Below are 18,094 nucleotides of genomic sequence, written 5' to 3'. Positions count from 1 at the left end.
TATGATAAAAGTAAAAAAGGGGAATTAAGATGAAAATTTTCTTTTTACTAGGTTGTATTGCAGCGGGGCTATCTGTTGCGTTAGGGGCATTTGGAGCACACGGTTTAGAAAATAAAATTTCTGCAAAAATGTTAGAAGTTTGGAAAACAGGCGTTACATATCAAATGTTTCATGCAGGTGGACTATTCGTAGTTGCTTTATTGATGGATAAGATTCAATCATCACTTTTAACTACTGCTGGTTGGCTAATGGTAGCTGGGATTATTATGTTCTCAGGTAGTTTGTATGCATTAAGTACGACAGGTATTAAGTTCTTTGGCCCAATTACTCCTCTTGGTGGGGTAGCATTTATTGTGGCTTGGATTCTAGTAGGAACTGCAGTTGTAAAAGGGTTATAAAAAACAAAAGCTGGCATGAGCCAGCTTTTTTTTATGGTCTTGGAGCATAAGTTGCTTGTTGACTAGGTAAATACGCAATTTCTCCTGGGAATTCTACATAATCTAAGTAAATCATTAGTAGTAAATAGCGTTTTCCAGATTTCGGTTCACTAATAACGATATGATCACGGCCAGCTGCCTCGATGATCCCTGTATAAGATTGTGTACCAAGCGAACTACCACGTTCATAAGTCATTACAACTGTAGCTGGCTTACCCTTGTTTAAACGAAGGATGTTTTCAATATACGATTGCTCTAGTGGTAACATCCCTTGAGAAACTGCAAGCTGAGCCTGAGAAACTTGTTGTTGCATTGCTTGTTGCTGTTGTTGTTGCCCAGGAGTCATTTGTTGCGGTTGCACATAAGTTCCAGATGGTTGATAAAAACCTGTTCCGTAGTATGGGTTTTGTTGCTGTGCCATTCAAAAATCCCTCCTCATTTTCATTCCTTAATATACGCCAGGACAATCCTCACCAGATGGTTGGAAGAAGCAGTGCTTTTTAAAGCGACCAGAATTTTGCTGGTCATACCAAGTTGGTGGGCAAGGGCCTTCAGGCCTAAAAAACCATAAGGAAAAGTTGGCAGGCCAAAAACGTTGTCCTTGAATGGTTCGTCTTGCCAATGCGATATCTTGTTCTCTTGCTCGTTGATAAAAATACCCTTTTTGCGTTGCTTCAAAACCACCAGGATTTTGATAAACCATTTGACGTAAATTACGTATTTTTTTAAAATCTAAACAATTTCCGCGGACACGATTTACCCCAACGTTTCCGACCATTAACATCCCTTGTTGGCCTTCTCCTTCGGCTTCAGCACGCATCAGTCTAGCTAATAACTTAACATCTTCTTCGTTATACGCAATAACACCCATTATGTGTCACCTCTCTTTTTGGAATGCACTGTAGAAAGAGGTTTATTTCTAGATGAAGTGTGGAACAATTACTAGTTCATACGTATGAGAAAAAAGACTCGGATATGACAACCAAACGAAGTTTTACATTGAGAGAGGAAAATAAAAAAAGCTAGCGTGGGCTAGCTTTTTATCATTAAAATATTTTGGACCATAAGTTTGAGAAGAAATCACCAATTGAACGCATTGTTAACACGAACCAGTTTGCTTTTTCTACTTCTTCAGTCGTTTTTGCAGTAACTTTCATACTTTTATTTCCGTCTAAGAACCCATATTTATCAGTCGATTCTAAAACGATTGAACCTACTTTTGCATCTTTTTTAATTGGAGCAACTAAATGACCGTCTTCGGCAAGTGATTTATCTGCTTCAGTAGAAATTTTGTAAGGTGGTTTACTACCTTTTTTCGTAATTACTGTTATTTCTTTTTCAGGTGCAACAGTTACGTGATCTTCTTTACCTTGTACTACAGAGATTGTGTTGTTTTTATCAACTTTTAACTTTTGTTTTTCAAAGTTATTAAACCCGTATTCAATTAATGCACGAGATTCGGTGAAGCGCTCGTCCATTGATTTTGTTTTAATAATAACTGAGATAAGGCGTAAATCACCGCGCTTTGCAGTAATAGTAAATCCGTATCCAGCTGTATCTGAACTTCCTGTTTTCAAACCATCTGTTCCTTCATAAGCGAAAGCAGCACTTGGTAACATCCAGTTCCAGTTTTCCATACGAATTGGTTTCGGATGATTATCTGGGAAGTTTCTAAATCTTTGTTTTGTATCCTCTAGCATTTCTGGATACTTTGTAATAATTTCTTTTGAAAGAATACCCATATCGCGAGCTGACATAGAGTTTTCTCCATTCGGATCAGTTCCTTCAGGATGTTTCCCTTTTAAATCAGCGTTATTTAACCCAGTAGCGTTTACAAATTTATATTTCTTTAACCCTAGTTTTTTTGCATGTTCATTTGCAAGATTTAAGAAGTTTTTCTCGCTTCCAGCAAGAAGTTCTGCTAAAGCAATACTAGATCCATTCGCAGAGAAGATAACGATAGAATGGTATAATTCTCTTACAGTATATTGACGTCCCTTTTCAAATGGTACGTTAGAGAATTCATTATTACGAGAGACTTCATAAGCGTAATCAGAAATATTTACTTTCGTATCCCAAGTAATTTTCCCTTCTTTAATCGCTTCTAAAACAGCGTACACAATAATTAATTTTGACATACTAGCGATAGCTAGTAATTCGTCTGGATTTTGCTCATGCAGTACTTTTCCTGTATCTGCATCAAATAGAAGTGCAGCAGCTGCTTCTATGTGTATTTTTTCTTCCGCATGGGATGTTGTTACTCCTAAGGAAGAAAATGACAATAGAAACAATAGTAAAATAGACAAGATTTTCTTCATATACATTATCACCTTCGCATCGTTATTAGCATATAGCTCGTACCATTTTAGCATAACTTTTCATATAAAAAGGTTACAATTTTACAAGAAATTTGAAAATAATTTGTCGATTTTTGTTCAGATTTGCAGAGAAAAGAAGTTTTTTGAGGGGAAATATAGGAGATAATAAAAAAAGGAACGAATTTCGTTCCTTTTTCACTATTATATGTGTAAAAATGTCTCTACTTTTTCGTTTGGTAAAATATTTCCAACAAAGAATGTTCCAAATTCACCATAACGAGCACTTACTTCATCGAAGCGCATTTCATATATAAGTTTTTTAAATTGAAGAACATCGTCAGCGAATAATGTTACGCCCCACTCGAAATCGTCGAATCCAACAGATCCTGAAATAACTTGGCGTACTTTACCTGCGTATTGGCGACCAATCTTGCTGTGACTGTACATCATTTTTTTACGCTCTTCCATAGGAAGCATGTACCAGTTGTCATCACCTTGGCGACGCTTGTCCATTGGATAGAAGCAAATATGATTTGCTTTCGGCAATTCAGGATATAAGCGAGCTAAAATTTGTGGATTTTGGTATGGATCCTCATCAGCTGGAAGGTAGTTGCTTAGTTCAACAACAGATACGTAAGAATATGCAGGAATCATATATTCAGCTAATGTTGTTTTATTTAATTCTGTCTCAATTTCATTTAACTCTTCCATTGTTGGACGTAAAATCATCAGCATAATATCAGCTTTTTGACCAACAACTGTATACATTGCATGACTGCCTTTTTTCGCAGTAGCTACTTCGTTCCATTTTTCAACGACATTTAAAAATTCAGACACTGCTTGTCCGCGTTCGTCGCTAGATAATGTTTTCCATGCAGCCCAATCAATAGAACGTAAATCATGTAAACAATACCAGCCATCTAACGTTGTTGTTGCTTCACTCATTCTATTCACCTCAGTTAATGATATTTTACACGTTAACTATAGCATATATAGGTTTAAAATCATCTATATAAAGTTTCGGCACATAAAATTGTCACATTTCTATTTATCGGAAAACGGGAGAAAATAAGGCTTAAGTAGGCTTTATTTCTCGGCTGAATTTTATGAAAATATAATCATTTTTATTTTATCTATTTTTTGGGGGCTATAAGTTTAAAATATAGAGGAAAAGCAGTATTCTTAAAGATAGAGTTTTTTAACATTTGTAGGAGGGTTTATTCGTGAGCAATTTATTTACAACAGTAAAAGAAAAAGTTCAAGGGAAAGATATTTCTATCGTGCTTCCTGAAGGAACTGATGAAAGAATTTTAGGCGCTGCAGAGCGTTTAGCAAAAGAAGAGTTAGTAAAACCAATCTTAGTTGGTAATAAAGAAGAAATTAGCGCAAAAGCTGCTAGCATGAATTTAACATTAGCAGGCGTTGATATTTATGACCCAGCTACATATGAAGAAATGGATGCAATGGTAGCATCTTTCGTTGAACGCCGTAAAGGTAAAGCAACAGAAGAAGACGCTCGCAAAATCCTTAAAGACGAAAACTACTTCGGTACAATGCTTGTATACATGGGCAAAGCACACGGTTTAGTAAGTGGTGCAGCTCACTCTACAGCTGACACAGTTCGTCCAGCACTTCAAATTATTAAAACAAAACCAGGCGTTACAAAAACTTCTGGCGTATTCATCATGGTACGTGAAGAAGAGAAATATGTATTCGCTGATTGCGCAATTAACATTGCACCAAACAGCCAAGATTTAGCTGAAATCGGTATCGAAAGTGCGAAAACTGCTGAATTATTCGGTATTGACCCACGCGTTGCTATGTTAAGCTTCTCTACAAAAGGTTCTGCGAAATCTCCAGAAACAGAAAAAGTTGTAGAAGCAACTCGCATTGCAAAAGAAATGGCTCCAGAGTTAACTTTAGATGGAGAATTCCAATTCGATGCTGCATTCGTACCATCTGTAGCTGAGAAAAAAGCTCCAGGTTCTACAATTAAAGGTGATGCTAACGTATTCGTATTCCCAAGCTTAGAAGCTGGTAATATCGGTTACAAAATTGCTCAACGCTTAGGTAACTTCGAAGCAGTAGGACCAATCTTACAAGGCTTAAATATGCCTGTAAATGACCTATCTCGTGGATGTAACGAAGAAGAAGTGTACAAGTTAGCTTTAATTACAGCAGCTCAAGCACTTTAATTCTATAACGAATTGATAAAAAAAAAGACCACCTTGTTTCGTGTATAACGGAACAAGGTGGTCTTTTTATTTTTCTAAGCCAAGCGCTTTATTGTTACGATCAATAATACGTTGTAAATTCGTCTCATATAAAGGAATTTCATCTACTGTTAATTGGGATGGTGTTAACTTTGGAGCGAATTGTTGCAGTGTTTTTAAAAGACGCATCATTAAATCTTGTACTGTAATTGTTTCGCCAAGTAATTCAGAGAGCGAAGCCATCGTACTTGGCACAATTTCAGGGTACGTAAAGCGTGTTTCTTCTCCTTGGATTGCTAAGTTGTAGAAATCACGAACAAGTGCAGCACGTTCAGATCCACTTTCTGTAGCGCATAAGTAAATTTGTACAGCAACGCCACCGCGAATACGGCGCTGTGAAATACCAGCGAATTTTTGATCGCGAATACTTAAATCGTAGCTACCAGGACAGTAAGAACCAACAATTTCTTTTGCCTCAATAGTAACATCGTAATCTTTTAACATTTCCTTAATTAAATGCCACATCGTATCGTATCCAAGATCAATATCGATACCTTTCTCTGTTTCTTGGAATAAAAGCGATACATTTAAAACACCTTCATCTAATACGACCGCAAGTCCACCTGAATTACGAACGATAACATTGAAGTTGTTTTCTTTCAAAAAGGAAATACCTTCTTCTAAATGTGGTAGGCGTGAATCTTGAATGCCAAGAACAACTGTATTGTGATGGACCCAAGAGCGCATTGTTGCAGCTGATTCGCCCTTTCCAATGCTTGTGCATAATGTGTCGTCCATTGCGAACGACTGAAGTGCATGGAATGTCGGTCCTAAACTAGACTGATCTACAATACGCCACTCCGGCTGAGATAAAATCGAACGGGAATTGCTCATATAACTAACCCCTTATCTTTAAAATGACAATCTCTATTATAACAAAAAATAACGAAAGTAGTTTTTAGGAGGAAACCTTACCGAATTGTAAGGTTGTTGTAAGGAAAGTGAATTGGTTAAACTAGTCGCGATTATGTCAGCTGCTGTATTTAGTGGCTGTTCTATTATGGATATGGTTGCACCACAAGCAAAGGGTGTTGTTATGTACGGAGATGAAACAGGCGTTCAAAAAACAATGGATCAATATAAAGATAAAATTGAATCTCAAAATAAATTTGAAGCAAAACTAGGTACTGTTAATGAGAAAAAGGTTTTAATTATGAATAAAACAACAGCCGACAAGATGGTAAAAGAAAAAATGCTGAAAAAAGTAGTGAAAGAAGATGTAGAACCGATTAAAGAATTGCCGTCTATTTCTGATGAAGTTGGAATCGTATTTGCCAAAGAGGAACAAAAAGATGTAGTAATTGATGGGAAGAAAATGAAGTATGAAGGTAACGTGGTAATTGGTGATGCGCGTAAATATACAGATATGTATGCAGTGGTTAGTGATACAGAATATGCAAAGATAAATGAACCGGTAAAAACAATTGGATTAGCAGCCTTTAAAGAGAATCCAAAGAAAGAAATTTTCCCAGATATAAAGAAAGGTTCTAACGTAGAAGAAGTTCATATGGTTGAAGTGAAATAATAAAAAGGATGCGTGCACGCATCCTTTTTATTCTGCGATTTTTTCTAAATTACCGTTTCGATCCATTCGGAACGATGTTTGGGAACGTTCTTCATCATCCATTACTGCTAATTTACGAGCTCGGTTCATAATGTTCATAAGTGTTTCGTAATCTTCTTGTACAGTATTAGATTGCTTTTCTAATTTTTCTAGTTTCTTTTCTAGCTCTTCATTTCGAAGGATTTGTGCTTTCATTTCTTGTTTTAATCTCGTATTCTCGTTTTCAAGAGCGGTTACCTTTATATTCGAAGATCCAACAGTTTGTAAAAAGTAAATAACATCTTGCATTGTTATAGACGTTTTTGCAGTAGGAACAATTGGTTCTTGATATGGAAGAGCTTCTTGATACGGAAGAGCTTCTTTATATTGTACAGTTGCTTCATGTGAAACAAAATCTTCATAATCCGTTATCGCTTCTGAAGCAGGTGGCGTATAAAGTAAACGTTTCTTTGCTTGTTCGCCGCTTGCAGCACGCATTTTATCTTTACGATGTTTTTTTGCTAGTTGAAGAGCTTGTTCGTAGCTATAGCGAACGACAGCGTTCCATCGGAAGCCACAAGCAGCCGATGTTCGATTTAACTGATCTCCTACTTCTTCAAATGCATTTAATTGTGTACTTCCTTCTCGAACATGACGAAGTACCGTCTCAGCTAATAATAAATCATCCTCGTCTGTCCAAGCATCTTGTCTTACTTTCATAGATTCAACTCCCTTTCTTTTTATGAACTTCCTATTTTTATAATGGGCAAAAAAAAAGGCTTTTATACAAAGCTTTTAAAAATATGGTAGATTTCCATGAAAGGAAGAAATTTTTACTATGAATGGTGGGAGCTTTTGAAGGAGAAAATATAAATAATAAGTAGCGCTGTACAGAGAGAAGGCTATGTCTGAAGACTTGCAACGAGCTTCAAAGAGCGGTAAAATACCATTTAGTGTTTATTTTTAAATGTACTTGAGAAAAGTTTAAAATAGAGGAAGTGTTTATATAATGGGAAACGAATTTCGTGTGTGTGATGATTGTCAGGCAACGAACGTTAAAACGTTAATTCCGAAGTTAAAAAAAGTAGATTCGTGTGCAAAGATTGAAGTTGGATGTCAGTCTTACTGTGGTCCTGGTCGTAAAAAATCATTTGCATTTGTAAATAATCGTCCGGTCGCGGCTCCAACAGAAGATGAATTAATTACAAAAATTGAAGTAAAGCTAAATAAGTAAGAAAAAGAAGAGTGAACCGATTCCTCTTCTTTTTTTATGCCCACAAGTAAAATGTTTTATGCAAATTCGTATTTCAAAATAATGGTTGACAGTCTTTTAAAACGATAGGTAGAATAGAGAGTATATGATTCTGAGAATCATTATCAAAAAAGGGGCAATTCACCTAATTTTTTTACTGCTATTTGAGAATAAATTTCATTTTATTAAATATATGTTGTTGGTTAGGATGGTTGAGGGATGGAAGCGAGTGCAAGGAGTATAGAACAGCAAGAAGAGAATGTTAAAGAGATTAAGAGCAGACCGCTTGTCGCTTCTATTATTTTAGTAGCGGGCACAGTTTTGTTAGCTTTAAGCATGGCCGTCTCTATTTCGTTTGGCGCGGCAGATATTAGTCTAAAGACTGTATGGCAAGCTGTATTTCAGTTTGATGGGTCTAACACGCATCATAACGTAATCCAAGAACTTCGCATGCCTAGAGCAATAGGGGGCGTAGTTGCAGGGGCCTTTTTAGCGGTATCAGGAGCAATTATGCAAGGTATGACGCGAAATCCGCTTGCTTCCCCATCGTTAATGGGAATTACAGATGGGGCTGTATTTGGAATTGCAATTATGTATGCATTTTTCCCTAATTCACCTTATTTAATGTTCGTTATCGCATCCTTTATTGGAGCTGCGTTTGGTGCGAGCATTGTATATGGAATTGGGTCTTCTTCACCAGGTGGATTAACACCTGTGAAATTAGCCTTAGCAGGTGCGGCAATTAGTGCTTTATTAGGGGCCATTTCATCTGGAATTGCGCTGTATTTCAACCTTGCCCAAGAGGTGAGTATGTGGAATGCAGGCGGAGTTGCTGGGGTGAAATGGGAAAGCATCAATATGCTAGTGCCGATTGGTCTCGTTTGCCTCTTTATCGCAATTATGATGTCGAGGTATATTACGATTTTGAGTTTCGGTGAAGAAATTGCGATTGGACTTGGTCAAAATACGAAATTAATTAAATTTATAGGAACAGTACTTGTTCTTGTATTAACAGGTTCTGCAGTTTCTATGGCAGGATCAGTTGGATTTGTTGGTCTTGTAATTCCACATATGACTCGTTTCCTTGTAGGCTCAGACTATAGATGGGTTATTCCATGTTCTGCAGTCTTAGGTGGGTTGTTAATTGAATGTGCAGATATGTTATCTCGCGTTATTAATCCGCCGTTTGAAACGCCAATTGGGGCAATTACAGCGCTAATTGGGGTTCCATTCTTCCTCTACTTAGCACGTAACGAAGGGAGAGGGAAAATGTGAGGACGAGCGTCTTAACAAAAAAGAACATTTCTATTTTAACAATTTTAGTAGGATTAATCGTTACTGTATTTTTAGTGAGTTTAAATACAGGGACATTTAAAATACCACCAATGGATGTATTGAAATCATTGGTTGGACTTGGGGCAGAAGATCAGTCAGTTATTTTATTTGAATTTCGTATGCCACGTATGGTTATTGCTATATTAGTAGGCTCTGCGTTAGCTATGTCAGGTGCGATTTTACAAGGTTTATCACGAAATCCGCTTGCTGACCCAGGGATTATCGGTATTAACGCCGGAGCGGGATTAACTGTTGTTGTATTCGTATACTTTTTCTTTGGAAAAGTTGGGACTGGAACGCTATTATCAGTATTTATTCTTCCGTTCTTCGCATTAATCGGTGCGATATTGGCGGCGGTTATTATTTATTTATTAGCATGGAAAGATGGCGTTTCATCGACTCGCTTAATATTAGTCGGTATCGCAGTTGCAGCAGGATTTAGTGCTGTTAGTTTAATCTTTTCTATGAAGATGACATCTAATGACTTCCGTTTTGCAACGATTTGGTTAGCGGGAAGTCTATGGGGTACAGATTGGAAATTCGTATTAAGTGTACTTCCATGGATGGTGATTTTCTTACCACTTGCTATTAGCAAAGCACACATATTAAATGTAATGAATTTAGGCGACTCTACAGCAGTTGGCCTTGGTGTAAACGTAGAAAAAGAAAGACGGAAATTATTATTTATTGCAGTTTGTTTAGCAGGTGCATCTGTTGCCGTTGCGGGCGGAATCGGTTTTATCGGTTTAATGGCTCCGCATTTAGCGAGGCGCCTCGTTGGCGGTAAGCATCAAATTATGTTGCCAACAGCTGCATTAATAGGAACGTTCTTGCTTTTATTTGCAGATGTAATTTCAAGAAGTGTGTTACCAACTTCAGAAATACCGGTCGGTCTTGTTATTTCTGTAATTGGCGCACCATATTTCATATATTTACTTATGAGGACAAAATAAAGGGAGGCTTTTTGTATGGCAACTTTAGCGGTTGATGCGGTATCTGTTGGCTATAACGAAGGGTTAATTATAGATGGATTAACAGTTGAAATTCCGGAAGGGAAAATTACAACAATTATTGGACCAAATGGTTGTGGGAAATCCACATTATTAAAAACGGCTTCTCGTATTTTGAAAGCAAAGCGAGGTACTGTTTATCTTGATGGAAAAGCAATTGAGAAACAGCCAACGAAAGAAATCGCAAAGAAAATGGCGATTTTACCACAAACTGCAGAAGTGCCAACTGGCCTTACTGTGTTTGAACTTGTTTCATATGGGCGTTTTCCTCATCAAAAAGGATTTGGGACATTGAAAGAAGAGGATTATCGCTATATTCATTGGGCGCTTGAAGTGACGGGAATGACAGAATTCGCAAATCGTCCAGCAGAAGCTTTATCAGGTGGACAACGTCAACGCGTATGGATTGCGATGGCTCTTGCACAAGGAACAGATTTACTCGTGTTAGATGAACCAACAACATACTTAGATATGGCTCATCAACTTGAAGTATTAAACTTACTGAAGAAGCTAAATCAAGAAGAAGGCAGAACGATTGTGATGGTTATTCACGATTTAAATCATGCTTCTCGTTTCTCTGATCATATGATTGCATTAAAAGCAGGTAAGTTAATGAAACAAGGAACGCCAGATGAAGTGATGACAAGTGAAACGCTTCGTAATGTATTTGAGATTGAAGCTCAAATCGTTCCATGTCCAGTAAACTGTAAACCAATTTGTTTAACATACGATTTAGCAATGATTAATAATCAATTACGTAAAAAAGCATAATGCATAGAATTTCCTCCCCCTCTTAAAGAGGTGAGGGGGAGTTCTAATGGACGTTGAGTTTCTGATCTATGGATGGGAAGTTGAACGCCCGTTAGAACGGGCTATAAACAACAATTAATAAAAATATATTGATTAAATGTTGTTTTCGTTTCTTATAGTTACATGCAAATTATAAGAGAAATATAGCTAGAAGGAGTGGGGATATGAAGAATTTTAAAATGGCACTATTAGCAATGGTACTAGTTGTTACTTCTGTACTATTTGCAGCTTGTTCTAACAAAGAGGAAGAAAAGAAAGCAGATGCGAAGGTTGAAGAGCGCACTGTGCAACACGCAAAAGGGGAAATTAAAATTCCTGCAAACCCAAAGAAAATTGCTGACCTTAGTGGTTCAACAGAAGAATTATTAATCTTCGGTATGAAGCCGATTATTACTGCAAATACAACACAAGAAAAAATTGATGGACATATTGCTGATAAATTAGAAGGTGTAAAACCAGTAGGTTCTGCTTGGGGCGATAAAATTAACATCGAAGCAGTAGCTGCTGCAAAACCAGACTTAATTCTTGTAAACAATCGTCAAGAAAAGATCTATGATCAATTATCCAAAATTGCACCAACAGTTATGTTAAAAACTCCATTAGATCAATGGCGTCCAAAATTCGAAGAAGTAGGTCAAATCTTCGGTAAAGAGAAAGAAACAAAAGAATGGTTCAAACAGTATGATGAAAAAGCAAGCAAATTACATGACAAAATCATCGCTAAAACTGGTGATGCAACATTCATGAAAATGGCTGCATATCCAAATGCTTTCCGCGTATACGGTGACTACGGTTACGGTAGCGTAATCTTTAATGACTTAAAGTTACCAGCAGTTAAAGGTACACCAACTGATAAACCGCTAGTACAAGTACAAAAAGAAGCTTTAATCGATTACAACCCAGATTACTTATTCGTATTTACAACTGGTGACGGTTCTCAGCGTCTAAAAGAATTCCAAGAAGAATCAATTTGGAAAAACATGAACGCTGTTAAAAACAACCACGTATTCACAATTAGCAATGAAGACTTAAACAAAGGTTACTTCCCATTAGGTAAAGAAATGATCTTAGACGAAGTTGCTGAGTTTGTTTTAGGGAAATAATGTATAAAAAGAAATCACTTTTACTTCGGTAAAGGTGATTTTTTCTTTTTATAAAGGGAATTAATATAGTCTTTCATTTCTTTCTGTTTCTCATTTCGTTTATAATATAAAGTAAGAATGTAGTAAAGGAAGGGGGATGTCGGAAGATGGTATATTTAAACGACAAACTCAGCGAAACAAAAGTGTTTAAAGACCCAGTACATAAATATGTGCACGTGCGTGATCGCGTTATTTGGGATTTAATCGGAACGAAAGAATTTCAACGCTTGCGCCGTATTAAGCAGCTTGGAACGACATTTTTTACATTTCACGGTGCAGAGCATAGTCGCTTTACTCATTCGTTAGGTGTATATGAAATTATTCGTCGTATGATTGATGATGTGTTTGATGGCAGACCAAATTGGAATGCTGAAGATAGATTGTTATGTTTATGCGCGGCATTACTTCATGATGTCGGTCATGGCCCGTTTTCTCATTCGTTTGAAAAAGTATTTACATTAGATCATGAGAAATTTACGCAAAAGATTATTGTTGGAGATACGGAAATTAATCGTGTATTAAGTCGTGTGGATAAGGACTTCCCGCAAAAAGTGGCCGATGTAATTGCGAAAACGTCTACTAATAAATTAGCGATTAGTATGATTTCAAGCCAAATTGATGCAGATCGTATGGATTATTTATTAAGAGACGCTTATTTCACAGGCGTGAAGTATGGAAACTTTGATATGGAACGTATATTGCGTGTAATGCGTCCGTACGGGAATCAAGTCGTTATTAAAAATAGTGGTATGCATGCTGTTGAGCATTATATTATGAGCCGTTATCAAATGTATTGGCAAGTATATTTCCACCCGGTAACGCGTAGTGCAGAAGTTATTTTAACAAAAATTCTACACCGTGCTAAATCATTGCATGAGAAGTATTATACGTTTAAAAATCATCCTGTTCATTTCTATTCTTTATTTGAAGAAGAAGTAACGGTAGAGGATTATTTAAAGTTAGACGAGAACGTTATGTATTATTACTTCCAAGTATGGCAGGACGAAGAAGATCCAATTTTAAGTGACTTATGTCGTCGTTTTATGAATCGAAATCTATTTAAATATGTAGAGTTTACAGATAAGCATGGTTTGGATAATTGGATGGAATTAAGTAGTTTATTTAAAAAGATTGGACTGGACCCGGAGTATTATTTAGTTGTGGATTCGACGTCGGATTTACCGTACGACTTTTATCGCGCTGGAGAAGAAGAAGAGCGTCTACCAATCTTACTTCTTATGCCAAATGGAGAGCTTCGAGAACTTTCACGTGAATCGGATATTGTTGAGGCGATTACAGGTAAGAAGAGAACGGATCAAAAATTATTCTATCCACATGATTTAATCTATGAAGATGGAAGAAAAGGAAAATATAAAGAGAGAATTATCGAGTTGTTAGAAGGGAAAAAATAAGAAGCAGCCATTAGCTGCTTCTTATGAAAGAACTTGAAATTATTTGTCGCTTAAGCGTTTTCCGCCAACTGCATAATGGTTTTTAGACATTTCTTCGATGAAAACAACGATGTTTTCTTCAGGAGCACCAGTTGTTTCGCTTACTGCTGCTGTTACTTTCTCAGCAAGAGCTTTCTTTTGTTCTTCTGTGCGTCCTTCTAGCATTTTCACTGTTACGTATGGCATGTACAATCGCTCCTTTTATGTAAGTTACACTCTTATTATAGCGGATTATGGGGAAGAACAATCGAAAAAACAAATATTTTCTTTTTTTGACATATTGAAGAGGAGATGAAGTATGGATCAGTTATTTAGATATCCATTGCACCAAATTCCGTTGGTAGCAATGGCGATTATTATTGCGCTCTCAGTGCATGAATTTGCGCATGCGTATGTTGCATATAAATTTGGAGACGATACAGCGAAAAAACAAGGGCGTTTAACGTTATCACCGATGGCACACTTAGATCCTATCGGTATGATTGCTGTATTAATTCTTGGATTCGGTTGGGCAAGACCGGTACCGGTTAACCCGTATAACTTTAAAAGACCACGTCTTGCAGGGATATTAGTTTCCATTGCAGGACCGATAAGTAACTTAATCTTGAGTGCGATCGGTTTAATTATTTGGTATAGTTTATTAACATTTGGAGTATTAGATTCAATTCCATTTGCAGTAGCAGATACATTAGGTCAATTCTTCCAAATTTTTATCATGCTTAATATTGTTTTACTTGTATTTAACTTATTACCGATTCCGCCACTTGATGGATATCGTGTTGTGGAAGATTTGGCACCAGCAAATGTGCGTGCGAAAATGACACAGTATGAAAAATATGGAGCAATTGCGTTATTAATTCTTGTTATTACACCGCTTAGCAATTACACAATTCAGCCTATTTTCAATGTTGTCATTCCGTATGTATTAGTATTTTTACAAAGTATCATTGCGCCTATTTTCGGGCTTCTATAATTATTAAGCGAGGAGGAGTTTACATATGACAGAGAAAAAGAAAAAAATCGGTTTTAATATCGTGAAAAATGACTCAACAGATGGACATGGTGGGTTTGGTGTTGGAGCACTTAGTTTGGAAAATATTTCTCCTGTATTTGTTGATGTATTAGAAAAAAATGCGTTCGTTGATATTGGTGCGATGCATGCGCGTAGTACAGTAGAAAAGGGAATTAAGTTTTTAACGAATAAAGATGAAGTTCCAAACGGAAAACCATTTTGGCTTGTTTGGGTAACGATTGAAAGAACACCAAAAGGTGCATATTACGCAGGTGTAACTGCTTGTGAAATGACAGTTGATCGTGAAATTCGCCGCGGATATAAATCACTTCCGGAGCACGTAAACAAAATGGATAAATCATTAAAGCGTCACATTATGGTTGACCATATGGATGAATCATCTAAAAAAGTACTTGGTACATTCTTGAAAGAACATAATGAAGCAATTTGGAACGAATCTAGTGAAGAATTGCGCCGTGCATTATTAGGTGAATAAAAGAAAAGGATGTCCCGTAAGTCGAGCTTTTTGACTAGGTGACATCCTTTTTATTTTGGAATAACCTCGCTTTTACCAAGGAAGATATTTTTTCCACCAACTTGTTTTCTTCTTTTCTTCAGTAGTTTTTTCAAATTCTTCTTTATCGTCGACGTGATCCATGCAATATTCAGTCGGCTCGGTGCCTTTTGCGAAATACATTTTAACTGAAATTGGGCAATTTTTTGTAGCGATTTTTCCATTTTCAGGGTTAATATTGACTGCAACGACATCACTTGGTTGTTTAAATTCTTTTTTAGGCTGTCCATCTAACCCATTTTCCATCGTATCGGTCCATATTTTCTTCGCATATCCTTGTTCTGCTACATTTGAAATAGATTTAGGTCGATCGTATCCAACCCATACACCGGTTACGAGCTGCGGAGTGAATCCAATCATCCAACTATCCGTTTCAGTAGAACCAGATTTTCCGGCATATGTTCTTGATAGTTTTGATAACATCGATTGACCAGTTACAGCGGCATAACTGCTTAGGGTTTTATTAAACATACCTGTCATCATTTCTTCCATCACAAATGCTTTGCTCTTGTCGAGAACTTGTTTACTCTCCAAATGAGCGTCGTATAACATATTCCCTTCGTGATCCATAATGCGGCGAATAAAGATAGGTTTTACTTCTTTTCCACCGTTCGCGAACATGCTATAAGCATTCACCATTTCAATTGGCTTTACTGGGGATGTACCAAGAGCTAGAGAAGGTACATCTGTTAATGCGCTCGTAATTCCGAATTGCTTCGCTGTTTTTGCGAGCGTGTCTTCTCCTAAAAATAAATTCGTTTTCACAGCATATACGTTATCAGAAACTGCAAGTGCCTGTGCCATCGTTACAAAATCATCTGCATAATAATCTTTATAGTTTTTCGGTTTATATTTTGATACACCATCGCCTAAGGTGAATACAGTATATTCGCTTTTTAGGCGTGTAGCAGGCGTAAATCCTCGTTCTAAAGCCGCGTAATATAGGAATGGCTTAAATGTAGAACCAGGCTGACGAGCGGCTTGTGTAGCCCTGTTAAATTGACTCGTATTATAATCGGTTCCCCCAACAAGGGCACCCACTTCACCTGTTTTTGGATTCATAGAGACGAGAGCAGTTTGTATGTTTGTTGTGTCGGGTATATGGTCTTTTACAGCTTGCTCTGCTACAGATTGTAATTTAGGGTCTAGCGTTGTATAAATACGCAAGCCACCTCGCTGTAAAGCTTGCTCATCTAATCCGATATCACGAAGAAGAGAAGCTTGTACAGCATCTTGGAAATAAGGTGCGACCTCTGCCACCTTTTTCGTATCTAATGAGGCGAGGGTCAGCGGTTCTTTTTTTGCTGAAGCTGCTTGTTTCTTCGTAATATAACCTTGTTCCACCATTTCATCTAATATGAGAGATTGTCGTCCCCTAGCACGATCCTCTTTCAAAAAGGGAGAGTAGACACTTGGTCCTTTTGGGATACCTGCGAGCATACTAGCTTCGGCTAATGTTAATTCTTTTGCTGTTTTATCGAAATATAGACGGGACGCAGCCTCGATGCCATAAGCGCCATGTCCGTAATAAATTGTATTTAAATATCCTTCTAAAATATGATTTTTATTATAGTTCACTTCAAGGCGGACGGTGTACATTGCCTCTAATAGTTTTCGTTTCCACGTTTTATCATGATCTAAATATAGATTACGTGCGTATTGTTGTGTAATCGTACTAGCTCCTTGCACCTTTGCCATCGCTTTTAAATCAGCAATAATTGCACCTGCAATACGTTTCATATCGAAGCCGTGATGTTTATAGAACCTTTGATCTTCAATAGAAAGTGTCGCTTCTTTTACATAAGGAGAAATTTCATTAAGAGAGACATTGTAACGTTTTTGTACTTCATTACTTTGTCCAATAACGGTATCATCGTTCGCGTAAAAGACGCTTGTTTGTGGGACCGCAACAGGAGGAGGTCCCATAATTTTTGCAACTATAAGAATAACAAAAAAGGAAAAAACGAAGAAAAGGACGCAAGAAAACATTGCGGTGAAGAAAAGACGTTTATATTTTTTAAGTTTTGGATTCATAGTTTGATCCATCTTTTTTCAGCCCCTCATTAATACAAGCGTTATTGTATTAGTATTGAGGGTTTTGAGTTATTTTAAACAATGAAATTTCGAAAATAAAAAAGCTCATTCCATTAAGAAAGGAGCTCAAAGGCACGTGCTGGCCAATCGGTAATAATGACATCTACGCCATAATCAATCATCGTTTGTAAATCTGTATATTCGTTAATGGTGTAAGGGCGGAAAATATATCCTTGTTCCTGTGCTAATTGGACAAACTCTTTCGTTAATAATTGAAAGTTTGGATGTAATCCAGTTGCTTCTCGTTTTTTTGCTTCAGCAATAGGATCTGCAAGTGGTGTATCGTACAAAATTGCTCTTGGAATTTCTGGTGCAATTTTTGCTAATAATGAAACAGAGTCGTGGTTAAATGATGAGAATATAATTTGATTAGATAGATGATATTCTCGAACAAGAGCAACAACTTTTTCTTCGATAGTTGGATAGTGAATCACATCCGTTTTTAGTTCAATGTTAAGTTGTAAATGTGTTGTAGAGAGCCAAATAAATACTTCGCGTAACGTTGGGATTTTTGCTTCATGGAAAGAAGGATCTTTATGGCTGCCAGCATCTAAAGCTTGTAATTCTTCTACAGTTTTTTCAGAAACAAGTCCTATGCCATTTGTTGTGCGATCGACTGTTTCATCGTGAATCACGACAAGTTCGCCATCTTTTGATAGATGGACATCAAGTTCAATCCCATGAGCGCCAATGCGTTCAGCTTCTTGGAAGGCGATCATCGTATTTTCGGGGTGTGTTCCTTTTACCCCGCGGTGAGCGAAAATAAGTGGTTTACTCATGTTAGATTCTCCTTATCATCTCTTTTCTTTCATTATGAAACTGCTTGGGAAAAAATACAATTGA

The 18,094-nt window shown here is 37.0% G+C and carries 20 protein-coding genes; 11 read left to right on the top strand and 9 right to left on the bottom strand.

Annotated features, from left to right (window positions below):
• Positions 1-29 precede the first annotated feature (29 nt).
• Entirely contained in the window at positions 30-398 is a 369-nt protein-coding gene (locus COI75_RS06360; protein WP_000688311.1) for a DUF423 domain-containing protein, read from the top strand.
• 31 nt (positions 399-429) lie between these two features.
• Here the strand turns inward: COI75_RS06360 and gerQ are convergent, their stop codons facing one another.
• The 4 genes from gerQ to hemQ form a co-directional block, all read right to left on the bottom strand.
• Entirely contained in the window at positions 430-858 is a 429-nt protein-coding gene (gene gerQ, locus COI75_RS06355) for a spore coat protein GerQ (RefSeq protein WP_000068642.1), read from the bottom strand.
• 27 nt (positions 859-885) lie between these two features.
• Positions 886-1,308, bottom strand: a complete 423-nt coding sequence (cwlJ, locus tag COI75_RS06350) for a cell wall hydrolase CwlJ (RefSeq protein WP_000538162.1) — start codon at positions 1,306-1,308, stop codon at positions 886-888.
• A 175-nt stretch (positions 1,309-1,483) separates the two neighbouring features.
• Positions 1,484-2,761 carry a serine hydrolase gene (locus tag COI75_RS06345; protein ID WP_002095089.1) on the bottom strand — a complete coding sequence of 426 codons (1,278 nt, stop codon included), beginning with the start codon at positions 2,759-2,761 and terminating at the stop codon, positions 1,484-1,486.
• A 195-nt stretch (positions 2,762-2,956) separates the two neighbouring features.
• Entirely contained in the window at positions 2,957-3,700 is a 744-nt protein-coding gene (gene hemQ / locus COI75_RS06340) for a hydrogen peroxide-dependent heme synthase (RefSeq protein ID WP_001287593.1), read from the bottom strand.
• Between the two features lie 278 nt (positions 3,701-3,978).
• On the opposite strand from hemQ, the gene pta reads away from it, so the two are divergent.
• A complete protein-coding gene (gene pta, locus COI75_RS06335) occupies positions 3,979-4,950 on the top strand; it encodes a phosphate acetyltransferase (protein ID WP_000067211.1) in 972 nt (323 codons plus the stop codon).
• A gap of 66 nt (positions 4,951-5,016) precedes the next feature.
• Here the strand turns inward: pta and COI75_RS06330 are convergent, their stop codons facing one another.
• The gene (locus COI75_RS06330; RefSeq protein WP_000071934.1) at positions 5,017-5,862 is read right to left on the bottom strand and encodes a lipoate--protein ligase family protein; all 846 of its coding nucleotides are present in this window, start codon (positions 5,860-5,862) and stop codon (positions 5,017-5,019) included.
• Positions 5,863-5,974: 112 nt separating this feature from the next.
• Here COI75_RS06330 and COI75_RS06325 point away from each other — a divergent pair, with 112 nt between their 5' ends.
• Positions 5,975-6,553, top strand: coding sequence for a lipoprotein BA_5634 family protein (locus COI75_RS06325; protein WP_000240118.1), 579 nt, complete (start codon positions 5,975-5,977; stop codon positions 6,551-6,553).
• A 27-nt stretch (positions 6,554-6,580) separates the two neighbouring features.
• Here the strand turns inward: COI75_RS06325 and COI75_RS06320 are convergent, their stop codons facing one another.
• Complete coding sequence (locus COI75_RS06320; protein ID WP_000868361.1) at positions 6,581-7,291, bottom strand: RsfA family transcriptional regulator; 711 nt, start codon at positions 7,289-7,291, stop codon at positions 6,581-6,583.
• Positions 7,292-7,580: 289 nt separating this feature from the next.
• On the opposite strand from COI75_RS06320, the gene COI75_RS06315 reads away from it, so the two are divergent.
• From COI75_RS06315 to COI75_RS06290, 6 genes are all read left to right on the top strand, one after another.
• The gene (locus COI75_RS06315) at positions 7,581-7,805 is read left to right on the top strand and encodes a DUF1450 domain-containing protein (protein ID WP_000526072.1); all 225 of its coding nucleotides are present in this window, start codon (positions 7,581-7,583) and stop codon (positions 7,803-7,805) included.
• 237 nt (positions 7,806-8,042) lie between these two features.
• Positions 8,043-9,098 carry a FecCD family ABC transporter permease gene (locus COI75_RS06310; RefSeq protein WP_000388285.1) on the top strand — a complete coding sequence of 352 codons (1,056 nt, stop codon included), beginning with the start codon at positions 8,043-8,045 and terminating at the stop codon, positions 9,096-9,098.
• Entirely contained in the window at positions 9,095-10,111 is a 1,017-nt protein-coding gene (locus COI75_RS06305; protein WP_001260760.1) for a FecCD family ABC transporter permease, read from the top strand. Before COI75_RS06310 ends, COI75_RS06305 begins: the two co-directional genes overlap by 4 nt.
• A 15-nt stretch (positions 10,112-10,126) precedes the next feature.
• Positions 10,127-10,939 (top strand): ABC transporter ATP-binding protein, encoded by an 813-nt coding sequence (locus tag COI75_RS06300; RefSeq protein WP_000212071.1) that lies wholly within the window; start codon positions 10,127-10,129, stop codon positions 10,937-10,939.
• A gap of 203 nt (positions 10,940-11,142) precedes the next feature.
• Complete coding sequence (locus COI75_RS06295; RefSeq protein WP_000787732.1) at positions 11,143-12,081, top strand: ABC transporter substrate-binding protein; 939 nt, start codon at positions 11,143-11,145, stop codon at positions 12,079-12,081.
• 146 nt (positions 12,082-12,227) lie between these two features.
• A complete protein-coding gene (locus COI75_RS06290; RefSeq protein WP_000262746.1) occupies positions 12,228-13,532 on the top strand; it encodes an HD domain-containing protein in 1,305 nt (434 codons plus the stop codon).
• A gap of 39 nt (positions 13,533-13,571) precedes the next feature.
• Here the strand turns inward: COI75_RS06290 and COI75_RS06285 are convergent, their stop codons facing one another.
• Complete coding sequence (locus COI75_RS06285; protein WP_001147171.1) at positions 13,572-13,757, bottom strand: 2-hydroxymuconate tautomerase; 186 nt, start codon at positions 13,755-13,757, stop codon at positions 13,572-13,574.
• Between the two features lie 112 nt (positions 13,758-13,869).
• Here COI75_RS06285 and COI75_RS06280 point away from each other — a divergent pair, with 112 nt between their 5' ends.
• Together COI75_RS06280 and COI75_RS06275 are read left to right on the top strand one after the other, a co-directional pair.
• Positions 13,870-14,544, top strand: coding sequence for a site-2 protease family protein (locus COI75_RS06280; protein ID WP_000372450.1), 675 nt, complete (start codon positions 13,870-13,872; stop codon positions 14,542-14,544).
• A gap of 25 nt (positions 14,545-14,569) precedes the next feature.
• A complete protein-coding gene (locus COI75_RS06275) occupies positions 14,570-15,079 on the top strand; it encodes a YwhD family protein (RefSeq protein WP_000136674.1) in 510 nt (169 codons plus the stop codon).
• Positions 15,080-15,151: 72 nt separating this feature from the next.
• On the opposite strand, the gene COI75_RS06270 is transcribed toward COI75_RS06275, so the two are convergent.
• On the bottom strand, positions 15,152-17,203 hold the full coding sequence (locus COI75_RS06270) for a transglycosylase domain-containing protein (protein WP_098448261.1): 2,052 nt from the start codon (positions 17,201-17,203) through the stop codon (positions 15,152-15,154).
• Between the two features lie 101 nt (positions 17,204-17,304).
• Positions 17,305-18,030 (bottom strand): glycerophosphodiester phosphodiesterase, encoded by a 726-nt coding sequence (locus tag COI75_RS06265; RefSeq protein WP_000042773.1) that lies wholly within the window; start codon positions 18,028-18,030, stop codon positions 17,305-17,307.
• Positions 18,031-18,094: the final 64 nt, after the last annotated feature.

The sequence above is a fragment of the Bacillus cereus genome (genome assembly GCF_002564555.1).
Taxonomy (GTDB): domain Bacteria; phylum Bacillota; class Bacilli; order Bacillales; family Bacillaceae_G; genus Bacillus_A; species Bacillus_A cereus_K.
The sequence above is the reverse complement of the archived record's forward strand: the minus strand, read 5'-3'. Positions and strand labels throughout refer to the sequence as shown.

Excerpts from the sequence above, each read along its gene's own strand:
- COI75_RS06265 (WP_000042773.1), bottom strand. The coding sequence starts at position 18,030 with ATGAGTAAACCACTTATTTTCGCTCACCGCGGGGTAAAAGGAACACAC.
- COI75_RS06270 (WP_098448261.1), bottom strand. The coding sequence starts at position 17,203 with ATGGATCAAACTATGAATCCAAAACTTAAAAAATATAAACGTCTTTTC.
- COI75_RS06300 (WP_000212071.1), top strand. The coding sequence starts at position 10,127 with ATGGCAACTTTAGCGGTTGATGCGGTATCTGTTGGCTATAACGAAGGG.
- cwlJ (WP_000538162.1), bottom strand. The coding sequence starts at position 1,308 with ATGGGTGTTATTGCGTATAACGAAGAAGATGTTAAGTTATTAGCTAGA.
- COI75_RS06345 (WP_002095089.1), bottom strand. The coding sequence starts at position 2,761 with ATGTATATGAAGAAAATCTTGTCTATTTTACTATTGTTTCTATTGTCA.
- COI75_RS06315 (WP_000526072.1), top strand. The coding sequence starts at position 7,581 with ATGGGAAACGAATTTCGTGTGTGTGATGATTGTCAGGCAACGAACGTT.
- gerQ (WP_000068642.1), bottom strand. The coding sequence starts at position 858 with ATGGCACAGCAACAAAACCCATACTACGGAACAGGTTTTTATCAACCA.
- COI75_RS06320 (WP_000868361.1), bottom strand. The coding sequence starts at position 7,291 with ATGAAAGTAAGACAAGATGCTTGGACAGACGAGGATGATTTATTATTA.
- COI75_RS06275 (WP_000136674.1), top strand. The coding sequence starts at position 14,570 with ATGACAGAGAAAAAGAAAAAAATCGGTTTTAATATCGTGAAAAATGAC.
- COI75_RS06310 (WP_000388285.1), top strand. The coding sequence starts at position 8,043 with ATGGAAGCGAGTGCAAGGAGTATAGAACAGCAAGAAGAGAATGTTAAA.
- hemQ (WP_001287593.1), bottom strand. The coding sequence starts at position 3,700 with ATGAGTGAAGCAACAACAACGTTAGATGGCTGGTATTGTTTACATGAT.
- COI75_RS06295 (WP_000787732.1), top strand. The coding sequence starts at position 11,143 with ATGAAGAATTTTAAAATGGCACTATTAGCAATGGTACTAGTTGTTACT.
- COI75_RS06330 (WP_000071934.1), bottom strand. The coding sequence starts at position 5,862 with ATGAGCAATTCCCGTTCGATTTTATCTCAGCCGGAGTGGCGTATTGTA.
- COI75_RS06360 (WP_000688311.1), top strand. The coding sequence starts at position 30 with ATGAAAATTTTCTTTTTACTAGGTTGTATTGCAGCGGGGCTATCTGTT.
- COI75_RS06290 (WP_000262746.1), top strand. The coding sequence starts at position 12,228 with ATGGTATATTTAAACGACAAACTCAGCGAAACAAAAGTGTTTAAAGAC.
- COI75_RS06285 (WP_001147171.1), bottom strand. The coding sequence starts at position 13,757 with ATGCCATACGTAACAGTGAAAATGCTAGAAGGACGCACAGAAGAACAA.
- COI75_RS06280 (WP_000372450.1), top strand. The coding sequence starts at position 13,870 with ATGGATCAGTTATTTAGATATCCATTGCACCAAATTCCGTTGGTAGCA.